The sequence below is a fragment of the Streptomyces sp. NPDC001513 genome (assembly GCF_042894695.1).
Taxonomy (GTDB): domain Bacteria; phylum Actinomycetota; class Actinomycetes; order Streptomycetales; family Streptomycetaceae; genus Streptomyces.
On record NZ_JBIAVU010000013.1, the window covers coordinates 80,466 to 101,907 of the forward strand.

Below are 21,442 nucleotides of genomic sequence, written 5' to 3' on the forward strand. Positions count from 1 at the left end.
TGCCGCGGGCTTGGCTTGGCGGGGCGGCTGGGCCGCCCCGCGGACCCCTCCGCCCCTCCTGGGCGGGCCCGGGGTGGGGGCTGCCGCGCCGTACCCGCCTGCGGGTCCGCTCCCGGGGCTCCGCCCCGAACCCCGCGCCTCAAACGCCGGCGGGGCTGGAGTGGTGCGGGTCCGCTTCCGGACACGCCCGCGCCTCGAACGCCGGCGCGGCTGGGGTGGTGCCGGGCGGGGCTGACCATGAGCGGCGTGCGGGATGATGGGGGTATGCCTTCCGCACTGCCCGACGGTGAACCCATGCCCGAAGACGGCTCGCTGCCGTCGCATGCCCTGGTGGGCGCGGGGGAGCGGCCGCTCGGGTTCTACCTGCACGTCCCGTACTGCGCCACGCGCTGCGGGTACTGCGACTTCAACACCTACACGGCCACCGAGCTGCGGGGCACCGGAGGCGTGCTCGCCTCCCGGGAGAACTACGCCGACACCCTGATCGACGAGGTCCGCCTCGCGCGGAAGGTGCTCGGGGACGACCCGAGGGCCGTACGCACCGTGTTCGTGGGCGGCGGCACGCCCACACTGCTGCCGGCCGGGGACCTCGTACGGATGCTCGCGGCGATCCGCGAGGAATTCGGCCTGGCCGAGGACGCGGAGATCACCACCGAGGCCAACCCGGAGTCCGTGAACCCGGAGTACCTGGCCGAGCTGCGCGCCGGGGGCTTCAACCGGATCTCCTTCGGCATGCAGAGCGCGAAGCAGCACGTCCTGAAGGTCCTGGACCGCACCCACACCCCGGGCCGCCCGGAGGCCTGCGTCGCCGAGGCGCGGGCCGCGGGCTTCGAGCACGTCAACCTCGACCTGATCTACGGGACGCCCGGGGAGTCGGACGAGGACTGGCGGGCTTCGCTGGACGCGGCGCTCGGGGCGGGCCCGGACCACATCAGCGCCTACGCGCTGATCGTCGAGGAGGGCACGCAGCTGGCGCGCCGGATCCGCCGGGGCGAGGTCCCGATGACGGACGACGACGTGCACGCCGACCGCTACCTGATCGCGGACGAGGTCATGGCCGGGGCCGGGTACTCCTGGTACGAGGTGTCCAACTGGGCCACCTCGGAGGCCGGGCGCTGCCTGCACAACGAGCTGTACTGGCGCGGCGCCGACTGGTGGGGCGCCGGGCCGGGCGCGCACTCGCACGTCGGCGGGGTCCGCTGGTGGAACGTGAAGCACCCGGGAGCGTACGCCGCCGCGCTGGCCGAGGGCCGGTCTCCGGGCGCGGGGCGCGAGCTCCTCTCCGAGGAGGACCGGCGCGTCGAGCGGATCCTGCTGGAGCTGCGCCTCGTGGACGGGGTCCCGCTGTCCCTGCTCGCCCCGGCCGGCCTCGCCGCCTCCCGCAAGGCCCTCGCGGACGGTCTGCTGGACCCCGCGCCGTACGAGGCCGGGCGGGCCGTCCTGACCCTGCGCGGCCGGCTGCTGGCCGACGCGGTGGTCCGGGACCTGGTCGACTGATCACTCGCCGGAGTGAATCGCTGCGAATGAGGGCAGGCGCGGCCTAGCCTGTTCGTAGCCTTCTGTCGCATACCCGGCGGCAGAAGTGGAGGGCACGGAGATGACCGCTGTGGACGATCGCCGGATGACCGAGTACTTCGAGAGCTTCGAGGCTCCCGAGGGGGTCAAGGTTGAGCTCCTCAGGGGGGAAATCGTGATGATGGCGGGGCCCGACGTGGTCCACAACCTGTTCGTCCTGTTCGTCCAGCGGCAGATCCCCGTGGGGCGCTTGTACCCGCTCCAGACGCAGGACGTGGACATTCCGGCGGAGTCGTCCGAGCCGCAGCCGGACCTCGTGGTCCTGCCCAGCGAGGCAGCGCCCGAGTCGGGCCGGTTGGTGCCCGCTCAGGCTCTGGCGATGGTGGTCGAGGTCGTCTCCAAGACCAGCAAGCTGCGCGACTATGTGACGAAGCGCTCCATCTACGCGGCGGGCGGCATCCCCACCTATTTGATCATCGACCCCTTCCAGGCCAAGTGCGTGGTGCTCACCGAACCCTTCGGCGCCGGAGAAGAAGCCGACTACCGGACCGAGCGGACCAGCAAGTTCGGTGAACCGGTCCCGCTCGACGTCCTCGGTGTCACGCTCGACACCACGGAGTTCGGCACCCTGCCGTAGCTCAAACCGGTGCCGTGACGAAGTCGATCAGCTCCTCCACGCGGCCCAGCAGCGTCGGCTCCAGGTCCTTGTAGGACGTCACCCGGGACAGGACGTGCTGCCAGGCGGCGCCCGTGTTCTCCGGCCAGCCCAGGGCCCGGCAGATGCCCGTCTTCCAGTCCTGGCCGCGCGGGACCACCGGCCACGCGGGAATGCCCAGCGCCGACGGCTTCACGGCCTGCCACACGTCCACGTACGGGTGGCCCACGATCAGGACGTCCGGCGAGGTCACCGAGGCCGCGATGCGGGACTCCTTCGAGCCGGGCACCAGATGGTCCACCAGGACGCCCAGGCGGGCGTCCGGGCCCGGGGCGAAGTCGGCGACGATGGCCTGCAGGTCGTCGATGCCCTCCAGGTACTCCACCACCACGCCCTCGATGCGCAGGTCGTCGCCCCAGACCTTCTCGACCAGTTCCGCGTCGTGGCGGCCCTCGACGTAGATGCGGCCGGCCCGCGCCACCCGGGCCCGGGCGCCCGGAACCGCGAGCGAGCCCGAGGCCGTACGGGCCGGCGCCGACGGGCCCCGGGGCGGGCGGACCAGGGTGACGACCGCGCCCTCCAGCAGGAAGCCCCGCGGTTCCATCGGGAACACCCGACGCTTGCCGAAGCGGTCCTCCAGGGTCACCGTGCCCGCCTCGCAGGCCACCACCGCGCCGCAGAAGTCCGTACCCGCCACCTCGACCACCAGATCGGGCTCGGCCGCCACCTCGGGCACCGCCCGGGGGCGCTTCCACTGCGGGGTCAGGTCGGGGGAGTACTCGCGCATCCGGCCGACAGTAGGAGAGCGGCCCGCGTCATGTCTCCGACACGCCGAAACGGATTGCCAGTGTGGCGCGTTGCGCACGGACGAAGTCCGCCGAGACCACCGCTCCGTGACCCGGCACGTACAGCGCGTCGTCGCCGCCGAGCGCCAGCAGCCGGTCCAGGGCGGCGGGCCACTGCCGGGGCGTCGCGTCCGGACCCGCCAAGGGCTCGCCCGACTCCTCGACCAGGTCCCCGCAGAACACCGTCTCGCGCTCGCCCGGCACGAAGACGGCCAGGTCGTGCCGGGTGTGCCCGGGCCCCACATTGGCCAGCAGCACCTGCAGCCCGCCCAGTTCCAGCGTCCACTCGCCCGACACCAGGTGCTTCGGCACCACCAGCAGGTCCACCGCCTCGGCCGCCTCCGGCTCCGCCAGGCCGTGCCGCACCGCGTCGCCGCGCAGCTCCTCACGGCCCGTCGACAGCAGCGCGTCCAGCCCGACCGCACCGAACACCTCGGCCCCGGAGAAGGCGGCCCCGCCCAGGACGTGATCGAAATGGCCGTGCGTGAATGCGATATGGGTCACGTGCCGACCCGTCAGCCGCTCCGCCTCCGCGCGCACCTGTGCGCCCTCCCGGAGACAGGAACCGGGGTCGATCAGGAGGACCGACTCGTTGCCCACCACCAGTCCCACGGTGCAGTCCCACACCGGCAGCCGCCGCCGGCCGGCCCGCCCGGTCAGCCGTTCCCAGCCTTCCTCTTCCCAACGCACGTCCATGCCGCGACGCTACCCTGGCGGGCCTCCCTTGCCAGGGTCTTACTACCCGGCCGTACACTGAGCGGGGGATCTCTGGCACTCGAACGGACAGAGTGCCAACGAACACGGCAGAACACGGCAACGGACCACAGCTGGAGGTGTGCGCGATGCTCAGCGAACGCAGACTCGAAGTGCTGCGCGCCATCGTCCAGGACTACGTCGGGACGGAGGAGCCGGTCGGCTCCAAGGCGCTCACCGAGCGGCACCGGCTCGGCGTCTCGCCCGCGACCGTGCGCAACGACATGGCCGTGCTGGAGGACGAGGGCTACATCGCCCAGCCCCACACCAGCGCCGGCCGGATCCCCACCGACAAGGGCTACCGGCTCTTCGTCGACAAGCTGGCGGGGGTCAAACCGCTGTCGACGCCCGAGCGCCGGGCCATCCAGAACTTCCTCGACGGCGCCGTCGACCTCGACGACGTCGTCGGCCGCACGGTGCGGCTGCTCGCGCAGCTCACCCGGCAGGTCGCGGTCGTGCAGTACCCGAGCCTGACCCGGTCGACCGTCCGGCACGTGGAGCTGCTCTCGCTCGCTCCCGCGCGCCTGATGCTCGTACTGATCACGGACACCGGACGGGTCGAGCAGCGGCTCATCGACTGCCCGAGCCCCTTCGGCGAGGCCTCGCTCGCCGACCTGCGGGCCCGGCTCAACAGCCGGGTCGTCGGACGGCGCTTCACCGATGTGCCCCCGCTCGTCCAGGACCTCCCCGAATCCTTCGAGGCCGAGGACCGCGGCACGGTCTCCACCGTGCTCACGACACTCCTCGAAACCCTGGTCGAGGAAGCCGAGGAACGGCTGATGATCGGCGGCACCGCCAATCTCACCCGCTTCGGACACGATTTTCCCCTGACGATCAGGCCGGTGCTCGAGGCGCTGGAGGAGCAGGTCGTGCTCCTCAAGCTGCTCGGCGAGGCCAACGAGTCGGGAATGGCCGTACGGATCGGGCATGAGAATGCCTACGAGGGACTGAACTCCACGTCCGTCGTCTCCGTCGGTTACGGTTCGGGCGGCGAAGCAGTCGCCAAACTCGGCGTGGTCGGACCGACCCGCATGGACTACCCCGGAACGATGGGAGCGGTACGCGCAGTGGCACGTTACGTCGGACAGATCCTGGCGGAGTCGTAAGTGGCCACGGACTACTACGCCGTTCTCGGCGTGCGCCGCGACGCATCGCAGGACGAGATCAAGAAGGCCTTCCGGCGGCTCGCGCGCGAGCTGCACCCGGACGTGAACCCCGATCCCAAGACGCAAGAGCGTTTCAAGGAGATCAACGCCGCCTACGAGGTCCTCTCGGACCCGCAGAAGAAGCAGGTCTACGACCTCGGCGGCGACCCGCTGTCCTCCTCGGGCGGCGGCGGAGCGAGCGGCTTCGGGGCCGGCGGCTTCGGCAACTTCTCCGACATCATGGACGCCTTCTTCGGGCAGAGTCAGCAGCGCGGCCCGCGCTCGCGGACCCGGCGCGGCCAGGACGCCATGATCCGGCTGGACCTGGAGCTGGACGAGGCGGCCTTCGGGACGACCAAGGACATCCAGGTCGACACGGCCGTCGTCTGCACCACCTGCTCCGGCGAGGGCGCCGCACCCGGCACCTCCGCGCAGACGTGTGACATGTGCCGCGGCCGCGGTGAGGTCTCGCAGGTCACCCGGTCCTTCCTGGGCCAGGTCATGACCTCGCGCCCCTGCCCGCAGTGCCAGGGCTTCGGCACCGTGGTCCCGACCCCGTGCCCCGAGTGCGCGGGCGACGGACGGGTCCGCTCCCGCCGCAGCCTCACGGTCAAGATCCCGGCCGGTGTCGAGAACGGCACCCGGATCCAGCTCGCGGGCGAGGGCGAGGTCGGCCCCGGCGGCGGCCCCGCCGGCGACCTGTACGTGGAGATCCACGAGCTGGCGCACCCGACCTTCCAGCGGCGCGGGGACGACCTGCACTGCACGGTGACGCTCCCGATGACGGCGGCCGCACTGGGCACGAAATGCCCGCTGGAGACGCTGGACGGCCTGGAGGAGATCGACATCCGGCCCGGCACCGGCTCCGGGCAGGCGATCCCGCTGCACGGGCGGGGCGTCACCCACCTGCGCGGCGGCGGGCGCGGCGACCTGATCGTCCACGTCGAGGTCACCACCCCGGGCAAGCTGGACGCCCAGCAGGAGGAACTGCTGCGCCAGCTGGCGAAGCTGCGCGGCGAGGAGCGGCCGATGGGCCAGTTCGCGCCAGGTCAGCAGGGGCTGTTCAGCCGCCTGAAGGACGCGTTCAACGGTCGCTGAGCGGCCGGCGGACACCGCCGAGAGCCCGGCCAGGGGATTCCCTGCCGGGCTCTTCGCATGGGCCCGGCGGCGGCCCCTGACCGGGGCCGGAAGCGGACTATGCCAGGCGAATGCCATGATTCGGCCCCATGAGCGGGACATGGCACGATGCAGTCCATGTCCTCCGCACCGTACGGTCTCTCTCCTTACCCGATCGTGCAGGCTCCCATGGCGGGCGGCGTCTCCTGTCCGCCGCTCGCCGCCGCCGTGTGCGAGGCGGGCGGGCTGGGCTTCCTGGCGGGCGGCTACAAGACCGCCGACGGGATGTACCAGGAGATCAAGCAGGTGCGCGCCCTGACCCGGCGCCGTTTCGGCGTCAGCCTCTTCATGCCGCAGACCGGGTACGTGGATCCGGCCGCCGTGGAGGCGTACCGCGGGCAGCTGGCCGGTGAGGCGAGCTGGTACGGGATCTCGCTCGCCGAGGAGGACCTCATCGGCACGAGCGACGACGGCTACGACGCCAAGCTGGCCATCCTCCTCGAAGACCCGGTCCCGGTCGTCTCGTTCGTCTTCGGCTGTCCCTCCTCCGCGGCCCTCGCCGCCCTGCGCAAGGCCGGTACGTACACGGTCGTCACGGCGACCTCCGTCGAGGAGGCCCGTACGGCCCAGCAGGCGGGCGCCGACGCCGTGTGCGTCCAGGGCGTCGAGGCGGGCGGCCACCAGGGCACGCACCGCGACGACCCGCAGGCCGACGGCACGGCGGCCGTGGGGCTGCTCGCGCTGGTGGCCCAGGTCCGGGAGGCCGTGGCCCTGCCGATCATCGCGGCGGGCGGCCTCATGCGGGGCTCGCAGATCGCGGCGCTGCTCGCGGCGGGCGCCGAGGCGGCGCAGCTCGGGACGGCCTTCCTGGCCTGCCCGGAGTCGGGGGCGGACCCCGTGCACAAGAAGGCGCTGACCGACCCGCTGTTCGTCCGGACCGAGCTGACCCGGGCGTTCTCCGGGCGGCCGGCGCGGGGGCTGGTGAACCGCTTCATGCGCGAGCACGGCCCGTACGCCCCGGCCGCCTACCCCCAGGTCCACCACCTGACCTCGGGGCTGCGCAAGGCGGCCGCCGCGGCCGGGGACGCGCAGGGCATGGCCCTGTGGGCGGGCCAGGGGCACCGGCTGGCGCGGGCGCTGCCGGCGGCGGAACTGGTGGAGGTGCTGGCGGCCGAACTGGCCGAGGCACAGAGCACGTTGAAGGCAATGCAGATGAGGAGTGCGTCATGACCGCCCCGGTGTTCGTGGTCGAAGAGGTCCCCGCGGGACCGGAGTTCGTCCTGGACGGCCCGGAGGGCCGGCACGCGGTGTCCGTGAAACGGCTGAACCCGGGCGAGGCACTGGTCCTGACCGACGGCCGGGGCGGCTGGGCGGAAGCGGTCGTGAAGGCGGCGGAGGGCAAGGACCGGCTGGTCGTGGCCGTGTCCTCGGCCGGACTGGAACCGGAACCGGCCGTCCGCATCACCGTGGTCCAGGCCCTGCCCAAGGGCGACCGCGGCGAGCTGGCCGTCGAGACCATGACCGAGACCGGCGTCGACGCGATCGTGCCCTGGCAGGCCTCGCGCTGCATCACGCAGTGGCGCGGGGACCGGGGGGCCAAGTCCCTGGCCAAGTGGCGCGCCACCGCCCGCGAGGCGGGCAAGCAGTCCCGCCGGGTCCGCTTCCCGGAGGTGGCCGAGGCCATGTCCACCAAGCAGGTGGCGGCGCTGCTCGCCGAGGCCGACCTGGGCATGGTCCTGCACGAGGACCGCGACACCCCCTCCGACGCCCTGGCCACGGCCGCGCTGCCCTCCTCGGGTTCCGTCGTCCTGGTCGTCGGCCCGGAGGGCGGGGTCTCCCCGGAGGAACTGGCGGCGTTCGCCGGGGCGGGGGCCCACCCCTACCGGCTGGGCCGCTCCGTCCTGCGGACCTCCACGGCCGGCACCGCGGCCACGGCGGTCCTGCTGGCCCGCACCGGCCGCTGGGCCTGACGGGCCGCTGGGTTTGACGGACAACTGGGTTTGACGGACCACTGGGTTTGACGGACCGAAATGCCCGCCCGCGGCGGGCGCCCGGCTGGATACGATGCCCGGACCGATCACCATCACGGGAGGCTTGGCAATGGCCGGGGAACCGCAGGCGGACTGCCTGTTCTGCAAGATCGTCGAGGGGCACATCCCCGCGACCGTGGTCCGCGAGACCGAGACCACGGTCGCCTTCCGGGACATCAACCCGCAGGCGCCCACGCACGTGCTCGTCATCCCCAAGGTGCACTACCCGGACGCGGCCTCCCTCGCCGCCGCCGAGCCGGCCGTCGCCGCCGACATACTGCGCGAGGCCGGCCAGGTCGCCCTCGACGAGAAGATCGTCGACCACGGCTACCGCGTGGTCTTCAACACCGGCTCCGGCGCCGGGCAGACCGTCTTCCACGCGCACGCGCACGTCATCGGCGGCCGCGGCCTCCAGTGGCCCCCCGGATAGCACGTGTCCGTACGAGAATTCGTCGTGCTGGGCACCGCCAGCCAGGTGCCCACCCGGCACCGCAACCACAACGGATACCTGCTGCGCTGGGACGGCGAGGGCATCCTCTTCGACCCGGGCGAGGGCACGCAGCGGCAGATGCTGCGGGCCGGGGTCGCCGCGCACGACATCAACCGGATCTGTATCACCCACTTCCACGGTGACCACAGCCTCGGCCTGGCCGGCGTGATCCAGCGGATCAACCTCGACCAGGTCCCGCACCCCGTCACCGCCCACTACCCGGCCTCCGGGCAGAAGTTCTTCGACCGGCTGCGGTACGCCACGGCCTACCGCGAGACCGTCCCGCTGCGCGAGGAACCGGTGGCCGCGGACGGGACGCTGGCGCAGGGGCCCCCGTACGTCCTGGAGGCCCGGCGGCTCTCGCACCCGGTGGAGTCCTTCGGCTATCGGATCACCGAACCCGACGGGCGCCGCATGGTGCCGGAGCTGCTCGCGCGGCACGGCATCAAGGGGCCGGACGTCGGCCGGATCCAGCGCGACGGGCGGCTCGGCGAGGTCACCCTGGACGAGGTCAGCGAGCACAGGCCCGGACAGCGGTTCGCCTTCGTCATGGACACCCGGCTCTGCCCCGGCGTGGACGCGCTCGCCGAGGGCTGCGACATGCTGGTGATCGAGTCGACTTTCCTCGACGAGGACGAACGGCTGGCCACCGACCACGGGCACCTCACCGCGGGCCAGGCAGCGCGGGTCGCACGGGACGCGGGCGTACGGCACCTCGTGCTGACGCACTTCTCCCAGCGGTACACGGACCCGTCCGAATTCGAACGGCAGGCGCGGGCCGCGGGCTTCGACGGCGAGCTGACGGTGGCGGAGGACCTGGTGCGCGTGCCGCTCCCCAAGCGGAGCTGAACGGGCGGGTGATCTGCGCCACACTGGGGTTTGGCCCTGCCCCGGGCGGGCAGGGCTGGCAGCTTTCCGCCGGAAACTCATCGGGGAGTACACCGTGACCAGTAGGGACTTCGACAGCCGCGCAGCCGCAGTGGACCCGCTCGGTCCGGTGCGCGATCCGCAGGAACCGGGCTGCGACGTCTTCCTGACCGGGACGGTCTTCCTCGACATCATCTTCACCGGCCTCGACTCGGCACCGGTCCGCGGTACGGAGTCCTGGGCGCGCGGCATGGGCTCCAGCCCCGGCGGCGTCGCCAACATGGCCACCGCCCTGGCCCGGCTGGGCCTGCGCACCTCGCTGGCCGCGGCCTTCGGGGACGACCACTACGGCGAGTACTGCTGGGACGCCCTGGAGCAGGGCGAGGGCATCGACCTGTCCATGTCGCGCACGATCCCCGGCTGGCACAGCCCCGTCACCGTCTCGATGGCCTACGAGGGCGAGCGGACGATGGTCTCGCACGGCCACGAGGCCCCGCCGCCCGCCGACGCCGGCCCCTTCCCGCACTGCCCGCCGCGGGCCCGCGCGGCCGTGGCCGCGCTCGGCGCCGGCCGGGGCGAGGAATGGATCGGCGAGGCCGCCCGGCACGGCTCGCGGATCTTCGCCGACGTGGGATGGGACGAGAGCGGGCGGTGGGACCTGGGGGCCCTGGCCGACCTGGAGCACTGCGAGGCCTTCCTGCCGAACGCGGGCGAGGCCATGCGGTACACCCGCACCGACTGCCCGCGCGCCGCCGCCAGGGCGCTCGCGGAGAAGGTGCCGATCGCCGTGGTCACGATGGGTGCGGAGGGCTCGTACGCGGTGGACGGGCGCACCGGCGAGACGGCGCAGGTCCCCGGGATCACGGTGGACGAGCTGGACCCGACGGGTGCGGGGGACGTGTACGTGGCGGGCTTCGTCACCGGCACCCTGGCGGGCTGGCCCCTCGCCGACCGCCTCGCCTTCGCCGGGCTGACCGCGGCCCTGTCCGTCCAGGAGTTCGGCGGCTCCCTGTCGGCCCCCGGCTGGCCGGAGGTGGCCCACTGGTGGCGGAGCGCCCCGCACGCGCTGCGCGGCCGCTACGGCTTCCTCGACGACCTGATCCCGCCCGGCTCCGGCCCGGCGGCCCGGCGCAGAGCCGTGCCCACGATCGGCTTCCGGCACTCCGCGTGACCGGACGGCCGCAGGGCCGTGGGGCCCCGGGGGCGCGCGGAGACGGCGTAAAACCCCTCGGGGAAGCAGCGGCGGCGACGTACGCTTGGTAGTCCGGAGGTCGTCGATCGGCGCGGCCCCTCAGCGGGAGGTATGTGCAGGCCACAGTGCCGGCCCATGACTCAGACACCCACAGCCCACATTCCGGTGCCGGGGCAGGCGCGAGCCCACTTCACCGTCCCGGCCAGGCACCCGATGGTGACGGTGCTCGGATCCGGTGACGCCCTGTTGCGCGTGATCGAGAAGGCCTTCCCGAAGGCCGACATCCATGTTCGGGGCAACCAGGTCAGCGCGATCGGCGAAGCGGCGGAAGTCGCTCTGATCCAGCGCCTGTTCGACGAGATGATGCTGGTGCTCCGCACCGGGCAGCCGATGACGGAGGACGCAGTGGAACGCTCGATCGCCATGCTCAAGGCGAGCGGCAACGGCAACGGGAACGGGCCCGAGGAAACGCCCGCCGAGGTGCTCACCCAGAACATCCTCTCCAGCCGCGGCCGCACCATCCGACCCAAGACCCTCAACCAGAAGCGGTACGTCGACGCGATCGACAAGAACACGATCGTCTTCGGCATCGGCCCCGCCGGTACCGGCAAGACCTACCTGGCCATGGCCAAGGCGGTCCAGGCCCTGCAGTCCAAGCAGGTCAGCCGGATCATCCTGACCCGGCCCGCCGTCGAGGCGGGGGAGCGGCTCGGCTTCCTGCCGGGCACCCTCTTCGACAAGATCGACCCGTACCTGCGCCCGCTCTACGACGCGCTGCACGACATGCTCGACCCCGACTCGATCCCGCGGCTCATGGCCGCCGGGACCATCGAGGTCGCGCCCCTGGCGTACATGCGCGGACGCACGCTCAACGACGCCTTCGTCGTCCTCGACGAGGCGCAGAACACCACCGCCGAGCAGATGAAGATGTTCCTGACCCGGCTCGGCTTCGACTCGAAGATCGTCGTCACCGGCGACATCACGCAGATCGACCTGCCGGGCGGCGCCAAGAGCGGTCTGCGCGAGGTCCAGAAGATCCTGGACGGGGTGCCGGACATCCACTTCGCGCGGCTCACGTCCGAGGATGTCGTCCGCCACAAGCTGGTCGGCCGTATCGTCGACGCGTACGAGAAGTACGACGACGGCCAGCAGGCCGCGAACGGCCACCAGCGGAAGTAGAACCCAGCGCACCATGTCGATCGACGTCAACAACGAGTCCGGAACCGAGGTCGACGAGCAGGCGATCCTCGACATCGCCCGCTACGCGCTCACCCGGATGCGGATCCACCCGCTCTCCGAGCTCTCCGTCATCGTCATCGACGAGGACGCGATGGAGCAGCTCCACATCCAGTGGATGGACCTGCCCGGCCCGACCGACGTCATGTCCTTCCCGATGGACGAGCTCCGTCCGCCGGCGAAGGACGACGAGGAGCCCCCGCAGGGGCTCCTCGGCGACATCGTGCTCTGCCCCGAGGTCGCGAAGAAGCAGGGTGAGGAAGCCCCGACGCAGCACTCCATGGACGAGGAGCTCCAGCTCCTGACCGTCCACGGAGTGCTGCACCTGCTCGGCTACGACCACGAGGAACCGGACGAGAAGGCCGAGATGTTCGGCCTGCAGGCGGCCATCGTCGACGGCTGGCGCGGTGAGCGCGGCATGACCGGTCCGTCCCCGGCGCCCACCGTCTCGTGAACGCCGCACAGCTGATCACCGGCGCGGTACTGCTGGTGGTGGTGGCCTGGTTCGCGGCGTGCGCCGAGTCCGGGATCGCCCGCATTTCGATCTTCCGCGCCGAGCAGGCCGTACGGGAGGGCCGGCGCGGCAGCGAGAAGCTCGCCCAGGTCGCCGGCGACCCCACCCGCTACCTCAACGTGGCGCTGCTGGTCCGCGTCACCTGCGAGATGGCGGCCGGGGTGCTCGTCACCTACGTCTGCCTCGACGAGTTCGGCGAGAACTGGACCGCGCTGCTCGTGGCCATCGCCGTGATGGTGCTCGTCTCCTTCGTCGCCGTCGGCGTATCCCCGCGCACCATCGGCCGCCAGCACCCGCTGAACACCTCGACGGCGGCCGCGTACGTCCTCGTCCCCCTCGCCCGGGTGATGGGGCCGATCCCGCAGCTGCTGATCCTCATCGGCAACGCGCTCACGCCCGGAAAGGGCTTCCGCAAGGGGCCGTTCGCCTCCGAGGCGGAGCTGCGCGCGATGGTGGACCTCGCGGAGCGGGAATCGCTGATCGAGGACGACGAGCGCCGGATGGTGCACCAGGTCTTCGAGCTCGGCGACACCCTGGTGCGCGAGGTGATGGTGCCCCGCACCGACCTGGTCTGCATCGAGCGGTACAAGACGGTCCGTCAGGCGACCACGCTGGCGCTGCGGTCCGGCTTCTCGCGCATCCCGGTGACCGGGGAGAACGAGGACGACATCGTCGGGATCGTCTACCTGAAGGACCTGGTCCGCAAGACCCACATCAGCCGCGAGGCGGAGTCCGACCTGGTCTCCACGGCGATGCGGGCGGCCGTCTTCGTGCCCGACACCAAGAACGCGGGCGACCTGCTGCGCGAGATGCAGCAGGTGCGCAACCACGTCGCCGTCGTCATCGACGAGTACGGCGGCACGGCCGGCATCGTCACCATCGAGGACATCCTCGAGGAGATCGTCGGCGAGATCACGGACGAGTACGACCGGGAGCTCCCGCCGGTCGAGAACCTGGGCGAGGACCGCTACCGGGTCACGGCGCGCCTCGACATCACCGACCTCGGTGAGCTGTTCAAGGTCGAGGCCTTCGACGACGAGGACGTGGAGACGGTCGGCGGCCTGCTGGCCAAGGCCCTGGGCCGGGTGCCGATCGCGGGCGCCTCGGCGGTGGTGGAACTGCCCGACGGGCGTCCGCTGCGGATGACGGCCGAGTCCCCGGCGGGGCGGCGGAACAAGATCGTGACGGTGCTGGTGGAACCGGTGGGCGCGGCGGAGACCGCGGGGGAGGAGGGGGAATGACCCCGGCGGAGCTGCGGGAATTCTGTCTGGGCTTCAACGCGTCGGTGGAGGAGTTCCCCTTCACCCCGGAGACCTCGGTGTTCAAGGTGCTGGGCAAGGTGTTCGCGCTGTCCGCGCTGGACGCGGAGCCGCTGAAGGTCAACCTCAAGTGCGAACCGGAGCTGGCGGTGCGGCTGCGCGAGGAGCACGAGGCGATCGTGCCGGGCTATCACATGAACAAGCGGCACTGGAACACGGTGACCGTCGGCGGGATCCCCGACGCGATGCTGCGCGAGCTCGTCGAGGACTCGTACGACCTGGTGGTCGCCGGGCTGCCGCGGGCGGAGCGGCTGAGGCTCGACAGGCCGTGAGCCCGGCCGTGTGCCGGGCCGGGGCGCTCCCTATGCTTTCGACCATGACCGACAGCACCGGGATCGACCCCGAGGACAGCAAGATCATCACGCTGGCGCGCAGCGCCCGGGCCCGCAACGGGGTGCCCGAGGGGGCGGCGGTGCGCGACGAGACGGGCCGCACGTACGTCGCCGGGACGGTGGAGCTCGACTCCCTGAAGCTGAGCGCGCTGCAGACCGCGGTCGCGATGGCCGTGGCGAGCGGGGCGCGCTCTCTGGAGGCCGCGGCCGTCGTCAGCGCGGCCGACGCCCCCGCCGAGGCCGACCGCGCGGCCGTACGGGACCTGGGCGGCCCGGACACCCCGGTGCTGCTGGCCGACCCGGACGGCAGCCTGAAGTCGACGACGCCCGCCGGCCCCTAGCCTCCCGGCGGGGTAGCAGCCCATCTCTGCGCGCCCGCGCCTTGCCGGTCCACCGGGGCCGGACATTTCCAGCTTCGCCCGGGCCAATCCAGCCCGGCCCGGACCGGCCCAATCCAACCTCGCCGGGCAAGATCCAGCCTGGCCCGGGCAATTTCAGCCCCTCCGGCGTTTGAGGAGCGGGGTCTGGGGCGGAGCCCCTGGGGGCACCTCCCAGCGGTAGCTGGGGGAGAAACCCGGCTCCGCCGGGCACCGGGCTCCGCCCGGACCCGCGCCTCAAACGCCGGCGGGGCTGAAATTGCCCGGGCGAGCCTCAAGCGTCGGCGAGGCTGGATGTGCCCGGGCGAGCCTGAAGGCGCCGGCGGGGGTGGGTTTGGCACCGGCGAGGCCGAAGGTGGCGGCCAAGCCGGATCGTGCCGGCGGCGAGGCCGGACTTGGCCCAGGGCGGGCCCGAAGGCGGCAGCCAAGCCGGATCGTGCCGACGGCGAGGGAGGGTTTGGCTGCGGCGGGCCCGGAGGTGGCGGTCAAGCCAGATCGTGAATTGGCGCGGGTCCGCCGGGAGGCTGCCGGCGGCGGATGATCATCGCCATCAGCGCAGCCACCGCGCACAGCGCGCCCGACGCGTACCAGACGACGTCGTACGAGCCGAAGGCGTCACGGGCCAGGCCGCCCAGGAAGGCCACCACCGCCGCGCCCACCTGGTGCGAGGCCAGGACCCAGCCGAAGACGATCGCGCTGTCCTCCCCGTAGTGCTCACGGCAGAGCGCGATGGTCGGCGGGACGGTCGCGACCCAGTCCAGCCCGTAGAAGACGATGAAGAAGACCATCGGCGGGTGCACGGACGGCGCCAGCAGCATCGGCAGGAACAGCAGCGAGATCCCGCGCAGCGCGTAGTACACCGCCAGCAGGCGGCGCGCCTCGAAGCGGTCGGTGAACCAGCCGGAGGCGATGGTGCCGACGACGTCGAACACCCCGATCACCGCGAGCAGTCCCGCGGCCGCCGTCACCGGCATGCCGTGGTCGTGGGCCGCCGGGACGAAGTGGGTCTTGACCAGCCCGTTGGTCGAGGCCCCACAGATCGCGAAGGTCCCCGCCAGCAGCCAGAAGGGGCCGGTCCGGGCCGCCTTGAACAGCACCGTCACCGTCCGCCGCGCCGCGCCCGTCACCGGGGCGGGCTTGTCCGCGTAGGTGCCGCCGTACGGCGCGAGGCCCACGTCCGCCGGGTGGTCGCGCAGCAGCAGCCACACGAACGGGACGACGGCCAGGGCCGCCAGCGACACCGTCACCGCCGCCGGACGCCAGCCGTGGTGCTCCACCAGCCACGACAGCAGCGGCAGGAAGATCAGCTGGCCGGAGGCCCCGGCCGCGGTCAGGATGCCGGTGACCAGCCCGCGCCGGGCGGTGAACCAGCGGTTGGTCACCGTCGCCGCGAAGGCCAGCGCCATGGAGCCGCTGCCCAGGCCCACCAGCACTCCCCAGAACAGCACCAGCTGCCAGGACGCCGTCATCCACACGGTGGCCGCGGTGCCGCCGGATATGACCAGCAGGGCCAGAGCCACCACCCTGCGGATGCCGAAGCGGTCCATCAGCGCCGCGGCGAAGGGGGCGGTGAGCCCGTACAGCGCGAGGTTCACCGAGACGGCGAAGCCGATCGTGCCGCGCGACCAGTCGAACTCCTCGTGCAGCGGCTCGATGAGCAGTCCGGGCAGCGAGGCGAAGGCCGCCGCGCCGATGATCGTCACGAAGGCGACGGCCGCGACGAACCAGGCGCGGTGGACGCGTCCCGGGGCGGCCGGAGGTGTGGTCGTGGGGGCGGGGATGGGGGCTGTCTGCGTCACCCGGACAGCTTCCGGCTGGGAGGGCCCCCTACGACAGTGGCCTGACCGACACCCTTCGATATGATCGGGCCATGGCCCCTCACCGTGTCGTCGTCCTCGCGCTCACCGGGCTGCTGCCCTTCGAGCTGGGCATCCCGCACCGGATCTTCGGCCGCGCCAAGGACTCCGCCGGCGAGCCGCTGTACGAGATCCTCACCTGCGCCCTGGCCGCCGGGCCGGTGCGCACCGACGCCGATTTCGCGGTCCAGGTCGAGCACGGCCCCGAGCTGCTGGCCACGGCCGACACCGTGGTGGTGCCCGCCTCGTACGAGCTGGGGCCGGTGTACGAGGAGGGCCGGCTGAGCGGTGAGCTCGCCGCGGCGCTCGCGCACATCCGGCCCGGGACGCGGCTCGTCTCCATCTGCACGGGCGGGTACGTGCTGGCCGCCGCCGGTTTCCTGGACGGCCGCCCGGCCACCACCCACTGGTTCCACGCCGAGCACTTCCAGCGGCTCTTCCCGGCCGTGCGGGTGGACGCCGGCGTGCTCTACACCGACGACGGGGACGTGCTGACCTCGGCCGGGGTGGCCGCCGGCATCGACCTGTGCCTGCACATCGTGCGCCGCGACCACGGGGCGGCTGTCGCCAACGACGTGGCCCGGCGGACCGTCGTACCGCCCCACCGGGACGGCGGGCAGGCCCAGTTCATCGAACGCCCGGTGCCACAGCCGCAGCTGGCCAGCACGGCGGCGGCCCGCGCCTGGGTGCTGGACCGGCTGCACGAGCCGGTTCGGCTGGTCGACCTGGCCCGCCAGGAGGCCATGTCGGTACGGACGTTCACGCGCAGGTTCCGGGAGGAGGCCGGGATCAGCCCCGGCGAGTGGATCGTCGGACAGCGGGTGGAACGGGCCCGGCGGCTGCTGGAGCGGACGGACCTGCCGATGGAACAGGTGGCGCGGGAGACGGGCTTCGGTACGGCCCAGTCGCTGCGCAAGCACGTGCAGGCGGCGCTGGGCGTGAGCCCGACGGCCTACCGGCGCACGTTCCGCGCGTCGGGCGGGGACGCGGGCGAAGAGGAGCCGGGGAGCGGGGCGGGGAGCGGGAACCTGCCATCTCCTGATGGGCCATCAGTTGACGCCGGATCCGTGCATTGACTTCTTCCGCCACCCGCTCGTGAATGGCCCCCTGCGCAGGGGCTCGGCGCGAGGGAACCCAGGGGGCGGGCAGTGCGAACAGGGGCGCGGAAGCGGAGATGGTCGGCCGCCGTCGGCATGGCGGTGCTCGCCGCCACGGCCGGGGGCGCCCTGGGCGCACCGGCCGCGGCCGAGGGGGAGACGCCGCCCGGCCAGGTGGAGTTCCCGACGCACTGCCTGCCGCCGCAGGAGGCCGGACTCCCGCCCGCCGACGGGCCCACCACCGCCCGGATCACCGTCGACAACCCGGCCCCGCAGGTCGGCGACACCGTCACCGTGACCTACCAGGTGGTCCGGACCCCCGCCGCCAACCCGGCCGGCGGCGAACTCCCCGCCGACGTGCTGACCCCCACCGGCCGGATCCTGCTGGCGGGAGCCCAGAGCGGCGAGGTCACCGTCGTCGGGGCCAAGCGCAACGACCCCATCCGGGCCGGCGAACCCCTGCCCGCCGTCACCATGACCGGCACCTTCACCGTCACCGCGCCCGGCGAGACCACCCTCGTCCCCGGCGACTACACCCTGCACACCAGCCACCCGCTGGACCTCGACACCACCTGCACCGCCGCGGCGCCGACCGCCGCCCCCGTCTCCGCCCGCCTGACCGCGACCGCCCTGCCCACGGCCAACCTGCGCAGCGTCTTCCTCGCCGCGGCCTCCGGAAAACCGGGCGCCAAGGTCAAGGTCACCGCCGCCGGATTCCCCCCGGGCACGGCCGTGACCGTGGCCGGACGGGCCGGCGCGGCCGAAACCGCGGACCGGGTGACCGCCACCGCCGACGAGCTGGGCACGGCCGCGGTGGAGCTGCCGGTCACGGACAAGGCCACCACCGCGGTGATCGCCTACGAGGGCCCGGCCTGGTCGGCGCACCGGGGCTCCGGCCCGGCCGCGTACACCGTCATCGACACCGCCCCGGTGACGGCGGACTCCCGCAAGGTCACGGCCACCGTCGAGCCGGGCGCCCTCGGCATGACCCAGGCCGGCGAGGACATCACCCTCGGCGCGGTCCCGTACGGCGATGGCGGCGCCGCCCCCGGCCGGATCGGCACCGTGACCGTCACCGACGCCCGCGGCGGCCCGGCCGGCTGGTCCCTGACCGGCAAGGTCACCGACTTCACGGGACCGGGCGGGGTGCGCATCCCGGGCGCGTCCCTGTCCTGGACCCCGACCTGTGTGGCGGCCGCCGGCAGCCCGAGCGCGTGTACGCCGGGCAGCGCGGGCGTGGTCGGCCCGGAGGGCGCCCTCCTGGCCTCCACCGCGAACGCCCCGCTGGTCGGCGGGACCTTCACCATCGACGCCACGGTGACGCTGCGAGTCCCGCCGTACACCCCGCCGGGGGCGTACACGGCGGTCCTGACCCTGACCCTGTCGTGACGCCCCGGCTGAAGATTCAGCCCCGCCCGGGGGTACCCCCGGACGGAGTCTGGGGGAGTTCGAGGCGCGGGGTCCGGGGCGGAGCCCCAGGACGGCTCCGCGCAGCGGGGGCCCTGCTCGTCGCAGCCGGGGTCCTCCTCCTGCCCGCCGGAACGGCCGAGGCGTCGGACAACGGCCAGTGGTCCGTGCTGCCCGCCGCGACAGGCGCCGGCCGGCGGCCCTACCTCTACCTCGCCGCCGCCCCCGGCCAGGCCGTCACCGACGCCGTCACCGTGACCAACCGCACCGACCGCCCCCGCACCTTCCGGCTCTACGCCGCCGACGCCTACAACACCGCCCGCGACGGCGGCTTCGCCCTGCGCGGCCCCGACGAGCCGCGCCGGGCCACCGCCGCCTGGGCCAGGCTCGACCAGGAGCGGGTGACCGTACCGGCCCGGGGCGAGGTCCGCGTCGGCTTCACGCTCGCCGTGCCCGACCGGGCGGAGCCCGGGGACCACCCCGGCGCCATCGTCGCCCTGGAGGACCGGCCCGCCACCACCACGGACCGGGGGATCGGCGTCCAGCAGGCCGTCGCCGCCCGCGTGTACCTGCGGGTGACCGGCCCGACCGCCGCCGCCCTCGCCGTCGAGGGGGTCTCCGTACACCGCCGCGGCGCGGGCGCGGAGATCTCGTACACGCTCCACAACACCGGCAACGTCACCCTCCGCCCGCGCGCGGCCCTCACCGCCTCCGGCGCCCTCGGCCGCACCCTGCTGCGGCGCGAGCTCACCGGCCTGCCCGCCGAACTGCTGCCGGGTCAGCAAGTGCGCCTCGGCACCCGCTGGGAGGGTCCGCCCGTCGCGGAATGGGCCGAGCTGACGGTGCGCGCCCGGGCCGACGGAACCACAGCTCAGGGCCGTGCCGCCGATGCCGCGCACCCCTTGCTCACGCCCGCGCTCGCCCTCACCGCGGTGATCTGGTCGGCGCTGGGAGCGGCATCGGGGAGAATGGCCCGTATGAGCGATCGTTCCCCCGAGTCCACCAGCCCGCACCGCGCGGGCTTCGCCTGCTTCGTCGGCCGCCCCAACGCGGGGAAGTCGACCCTCACCAACGCACTCGTGGGCACCAAGGTCGCGATCACCTCCAACCGGCCGCAGACCACCCGCCACACCGTCCGCGGCATCGTGCACCGCCCCGACGCGCAGCTCGTCCTCGTCGACACGCCCGGCCTGCACAAGCCGCGCACGCTCCTCGGCGAGCGCCTCAACGACGTCGTACGGACCACCTGGGCCGAGGTCGACGTCATCGGCTTCTGCCTGCCGGCCGACCAGAAGCTCGGCCCCGGCGACAAGTTCATCGCCAAGGAGCTCGCGGGGATCAAGAAGACCCCCAAGATCGCCATCATCACCAAGACCGACCTGGTCGAGTCGAAGGTGGTGGGCGAGCAGCTCATCGCCGTCCACCAGCTCGCCGAGGAGCTGGGCTTCGAGTGGACCGAGATCGTCCCCGTCTCGGCGGTCGGTGACACCCAGGTCCAGCTGCTGGCCGACCTGATCGCGCCGCTGCTGCCGGAGAGCCCGCCGCTGTACCCGGAGGGCGACCTCACCGACGAGCCCGAGATGGTGATGGTCGCGGAGCTGATCCGCGAGGCCGCGCTCGAAGGCGTACGGGACGAGCTCCCGCACTCCATCGCCGTGGTCGTCGAGGAGATGATCCCGCGCGAGAACCGCCCGGCCGACCGCCCGCTGCTCGACATCCACGCCAACGTCTACATCGAGCGGCCGAGCCAGAAGGGCATCATCATCGGCCCGAAGGGCTCCCGCCTGAAGGAGGTCGGGATGAAGTCGCGCAAGCACATCGAGGCGCTGCTCGGGACCCCGGTCTTCCTCGACCTCCACGTGAAGGTCGCCAAGGACTGGCAGCGGGACCCCAAGCAGCTCCGCAAGCTCGGTTTCTGAGGCGCGCACCGCGCGACACGACGGCGCACGACACGACGGCGCACGGACGCGATCCCCGATCGGGGACCGCGTCCGTGCGTCGTCGTCGTTCCCGCGGCTACGCGGGCCGGCGCACCCGCACCACGTTGTCCGTACGGGTCCCCGGCGTACCGTCGGGCTGCGCCTGGATCCGCTCGGTCTCCTCGGCCCGCAGCACCTCCCAGCCCGCCGTGACCGGCTCCAGCTGCGCGAGGACCTCCTCGGGCGTGGGGAAGTGGGCCTCCTCGCGCTCCTCCTGCCACGGCGCCCAGCCCGCGTGGCCGACCACCAGCAGGGTGCCGCCGGGGGCCACCGCCGTGGCGGCCGTGCGCAGGATGGCATCGCGGGGGAAGTCCCCGTAGTTGTGCAGGAAGCAGGCCGATACGAGGTCGAACTTCCCCTGGGGGAAGGACTCCGTCAGATCGTGGCGCGCGAAGGAGATCCGGTCCGCGACCCCGGCGTCCGCAGCGTGCTCGGCGGCCCGGCCGAGGGCGACCCCGGAGATGTCGGTCCCGGTGACGGTCCACCCGCGGCGGGCCAGCCAGACGGCGTCGCCGCCCTCCCCGCAGCCGAGGTCCAGGGCCCGCCCCGGGGCGAGGTCGGACACCTCGCGCACCAGCATGGCGTTGGCCTCGCCGCTCCAGATCCGGTCGCTCTCCCCGTAGCGGCCGTCCCAGAACTCCTCGCCCGCCGGGGGACCGGTCACGGGGTAGTGGTGGGAGTGCGCGTGGGTGTCCGTGTGCGCGTGCTCGGTCATGG

The 21,442-nt window shown here is 72.9% G+C and carries 21 protein-coding genes; 17 read left to right on the forward strand and 4 right to left on the reverse strand.

Going from position 1 to position 21,442, the window contains the following annotated elements:
• The first annotated feature begins 264 nt into the window (after window positions 1-264).
• Both hemW and ACFYZ4_RS27535 read left to right on the forward strand, forming a co-directional pair.
• Window positions 265-1,497, forward strand: a complete 1,233-nt coding sequence (gene hemW, locus ACFYZ4_RS27530) for a radical SAM family heme chaperone HemW (RefSeq protein ID WP_351295553.1) — start codon at window positions 265-267, stop codon at window positions 1,495-1,497.
• 100 nt (window positions 1,498-1,597) lie between these two features.
• Window positions 1,598-2,152, forward strand: coding sequence for a Uma2 family endonuclease (locus tag ACFYZ4_RS27535; protein ID WP_390785097.1), 555 nt, complete (start codon window positions 1,598-1,600; stop codon window positions 2,150-2,152).
• Between the two features lies 1 nt (window position 2,153).
• Here the strand turns inward: ACFYZ4_RS27535 and ACFYZ4_RS27540 are convergent, their stop codons facing one another.
• Window positions 2,154-2,957 carry a DUF3097 domain-containing protein gene (locus tag ACFYZ4_RS27540; RefSeq protein WP_390785098.1) on the reverse strand — a complete coding sequence of 268 codons (804 nt, stop codon included), beginning with the start codon at window positions 2,955-2,957 and terminating at the stop codon, window positions 2,154-2,156.
• A gap of 28 nt (window positions 2,958-2,985) precedes the next feature.
• Entirely contained in the window at window positions 2,986-3,711 is a 726-nt protein-coding gene (locus ACFYZ4_RS27545; protein WP_351295544.1) for an MBL fold metallo-hydrolase, read from the reverse strand.
• 146 nt (window positions 3,712-3,857) lie between these two features.
• Between ACFYZ4_RS27545 and hrcA the strand changes: the two genes are divergently transcribed.
• The 12 genes from hrcA (at window position 3,858) to ACFYZ4_RS27605 (ending at window position 14,350) form a co-directional block, all read left to right on the forward strand.
• A complete protein-coding gene (hrcA, locus tag ACFYZ4_RS27550) occupies window positions 3,858-4,874 on the forward strand; it encodes a heat-inducible transcriptional repressor HrcA (RefSeq protein WP_351295541.1) in 1,017 nt (338 codons plus the stop codon).
• A complete protein-coding gene (dnaJ, locus tag ACFYZ4_RS27555; protein ID WP_390785099.1) occupies window positions 4,875-6,011 on the forward strand; it encodes a molecular chaperone DnaJ in 1,137 nt (378 codons plus the stop codon).
• Between the two features lie 156 nt (window positions 6,012-6,167).
• Complete coding sequence (locus tag ACFYZ4_RS27560) at window positions 6,168-7,259, forward strand: nitronate monooxygenase (protein ID WP_384345594.1); 1,092 nt, start codon at window positions 6,168-6,170, stop codon at window positions 7,257-7,259.
• A complete protein-coding gene (locus ACFYZ4_RS27565) occupies window positions 7,256-7,999 on the forward strand; it encodes a 16S rRNA (uracil(1498)-N(3))-methyltransferase (protein ID WP_351295535.1) in 744 nt (247 codons plus the stop codon). The genes ACFYZ4_RS27560 and ACFYZ4_RS27565 overlap by 4 nt, the downstream gene beginning before the upstream one ends.
• A gap of 130 nt (window positions 8,000-8,129) precedes the next feature.
• The gene (locus ACFYZ4_RS27570) at window positions 8,130-8,489 is read left to right on the forward strand and encodes a histidine triad nucleotide-binding protein (protein WP_351295533.1); all 360 of its coding nucleotides are present in this window, start codon (window positions 8,130-8,132) and stop codon (window positions 8,487-8,489) included.
• A gap of 3 nt (window positions 8,490-8,492) precedes the next feature.
• Complete coding sequence (locus tag ACFYZ4_RS27575) at window positions 8,493-9,398, forward strand: ribonuclease Z (RefSeq protein ID WP_390785100.1); 906 nt, start codon at window positions 8,493-8,495, stop codon at window positions 9,396-9,398.
• A 94-nt stretch (window positions 9,399-9,492) separates the two neighbouring features.
• Entirely contained in the window at window positions 9,493-10,587 is a 1,095-nt protein-coding gene (locus tag ACFYZ4_RS27580; RefSeq protein WP_390785101.1) for a carbohydrate kinase family protein, read from the forward strand.
• Window positions 10,588-10,743: 156 nt separating this feature from the next.
• Complete coding sequence (locus ACFYZ4_RS27585) at window positions 10,744-11,787, forward strand: PhoH family protein (protein WP_351295525.1); 1,044 nt, start codon at window positions 10,744-10,746, stop codon at window positions 11,785-11,787.
• A gap of 13 nt (window positions 11,788-11,800) precedes the next feature.
• The gene (gene ybeY / locus ACFYZ4_RS27590) at window positions 11,801-12,298 is read left to right on the forward strand and encodes an rRNA maturation RNase YbeY (RefSeq protein WP_351295522.1); all 498 of its coding nucleotides are present in this window, start codon (window positions 11,801-11,803) and stop codon (window positions 12,296-12,298) included.
• On the forward strand, window positions 12,295-13,599 hold the full coding sequence (locus tag ACFYZ4_RS27595; protein ID WP_351295519.1) for a hemolysin family protein: 1,305 nt from the start codon (window positions 12,295-12,297) through the stop codon (window positions 13,597-13,599). The genes ybeY and ACFYZ4_RS27595 overlap by 4 nt, the downstream gene beginning before the upstream one ends.
• The gene (locus ACFYZ4_RS27600; protein ID WP_030710957.1) at window positions 13,596-13,949 is read left to right on the forward strand and encodes an MmcQ/YjbR family DNA-binding protein; all 354 of its coding nucleotides are present in this window, start codon (window positions 13,596-13,598) and stop codon (window positions 13,947-13,949) included. Before ACFYZ4_RS27595 ends, ACFYZ4_RS27600 begins: the two co-directional genes overlap by 4 nt.
• Window positions 13,950-13,993: 44 nt before the next feature.
• On the forward strand, window positions 13,994-14,350 hold the full coding sequence (locus ACFYZ4_RS27605) for a cytidine deaminase (RefSeq protein WP_390785102.1): 357 nt from the start codon (window positions 13,994-13,996) through the stop codon (window positions 14,348-14,350).
• Window positions 14,351-14,871: 521 nt separating this feature from the next.
• On the opposite strand, the gene ACFYZ4_RS27610 is transcribed toward ACFYZ4_RS27605, so the two are convergent.
• A complete protein-coding gene (locus ACFYZ4_RS27610; protein ID WP_351301693.1) occupies window positions 14,872-16,185 on the reverse strand; it encodes an MFS transporter in 1,314 nt (437 codons plus the stop codon).
• Window positions 16,186-16,256: 71 nt separating this feature from the next.
• On the opposite strand from ACFYZ4_RS27610, the gene ACFYZ4_RS27615 reads away from it, so the two are divergent.
• From ACFYZ4_RS27615 to era, 3 genes are all read left to right on the forward strand, one after another.
• Complete coding sequence (locus ACFYZ4_RS27615; protein ID WP_390785103.1) at window positions 16,257-17,318, forward strand: GlxA family transcriptional regulator; 1,062 nt, start codon at window positions 16,257-16,259, stop codon at window positions 17,316-17,318.
• Between the two features lie 117 nt (window positions 17,319-17,435).
• On the forward strand, window positions 17,436-18,728 hold the full coding sequence (locus ACFYZ4_RS27620; RefSeq protein ID WP_390785104.1) for a beta-xylosidase: 1,293 nt from the start codon (window positions 17,436-17,438) through the stop codon (window positions 18,726-18,728).
• A 986-nt stretch (window positions 18,729-19,714) separates the two neighbouring features.
• The gene (gene era / locus ACFYZ4_RS27625; RefSeq protein WP_351301727.1) at window positions 19,715-20,665 is read left to right on the forward strand and encodes a GTPase Era; all 951 of its coding nucleotides are present in this window, start codon (window positions 19,715-19,717) and stop codon (window positions 20,663-20,665) included.
• 97 nt (window positions 20,666-20,762) lie between these two features.
• Here era and ACFYZ4_RS27630 read toward each other — a convergent pair whose 3' ends face one another.
• Window positions 20,763-21,440 (reverse strand): SAM-dependent methyltransferase, encoded by a 678-nt coding sequence (locus tag ACFYZ4_RS27630; protein WP_390785105.1) that lies wholly within the window; start codon window positions 21,438-21,440, stop codon window positions 20,763-20,765.
• Between the last annotated feature and the right edge of the window lie 2 nt (window positions 21,441-21,442).